This window comes from Endozoicomonas sp. Z74, assembly GCF_057680865.1.
On record NZ_JBLYZI010000270.1, the window covers coordinates 1 to 695 of the forward strand.

Consider the following 695-nt stretch of genomic DNA (forward strand, 5'->3'; position numbering starts at 1 on the left):
GTTATTCGTCTTCGTCGTTAAAGTCTGTATAGAGCTTGCTTGCAGCGTCAATCGAAGCGTACAGGTTCTTTTCAGCGACTTCCGTAGAGACAAAACCTGTCCTTTCCGGATCAATAATGGATGCTGCTTGCTCTACGGCCTCAGTCATTAGATCAACCAGTTCTTCAAGCCTTTCAACATATTTGCTGTTGTATTTTTCCATTAGTTGTTTCCGTTTGTTGGCGCATGGCGCAGTGTTAGATGCCATCTGCAACTTCTTTTTCTAACAGCCGCCTTAGTCTGTAGATGGTTTCAGTTGTATCATTGATGTCTGCGCTGATACGTTTTTCCAAACTTGATTCCAGGGATCTCAGTAATCGGTTGGCAGCTGCTGTTGCTTTATTGTCGCCAGCAGCTTCAATCGTTTTCTGTAACTCTGCTTTTACAAGAATGAAGCTCTCAAGATCAGGTTGTTTCATTTTACACCTTCTCATATTTCTGGCATTTAACGATCATCGCCATTTGCTCACGGTCTTTGTATTTTCCAATGACCGGGTATTGATCAAAGGGGAGCTGGCTGCAATTCTTTGATATATGTTTGCAGGCCAGGCACATGCCCCCTTTGGGTTGGTGTCGGGTTGCTTTCACACTTGCCATTACGCTGCCACCGTTACGCCCAGCTTTTTGGCAAAGTACTGAATACCTTTCGGGGTGAC

Annotated in this window: 3 protein-coding genes; all 3 read right to left on the reverse strand. The window is 44.7% G+C overall.

What is annotated here, in order from left to right; translation table 11 throughout:
* Position 1 precedes the first annotated feature (1 nt).
* Entirely contained in the window at positions 2–202 is a 201-nt protein-coding gene (locus ACNRUY_RS26705; RefSeq protein ID WP_488110382.1) for a hypothetical protein, read from the reverse strand.
* Positions 203–236: 34 nt separating this feature from the next.
* On the reverse strand, positions 237–458 hold the full coding sequence (locus ACNRUY_RS26710; protein WP_488114700.1) for a hypothetical protein: 222 nt from the start codon (positions 456–458) through the stop codon (positions 237–239).
* 1 nt (position 459) lies between these two features.
* Positions 460–695 (reverse strand): hypothetical protein (locus tag ACNRUY_RS26715; RefSeq protein ID WP_488114701.1); only part of this gene is annotated, 236 nt, incomplete at its 5' end.

Excerpts from the sequence above, each read along its gene's own strand:
- ACNRUY_RS26705 (WP_488110382.1), bottom strand. The coding sequence starts at position 202 with ATGGAAAAATACAACAGCAAATATGTTGAAAGGCTTGAAGAACTGGTT.
- ACNRUY_RS26710 (WP_488114700.1), bottom strand. The coding sequence starts at position 458 with ATGAAACAACCTGATCTTGAGAGCTTCATTCTTGTAAAAGCAGAGTTA.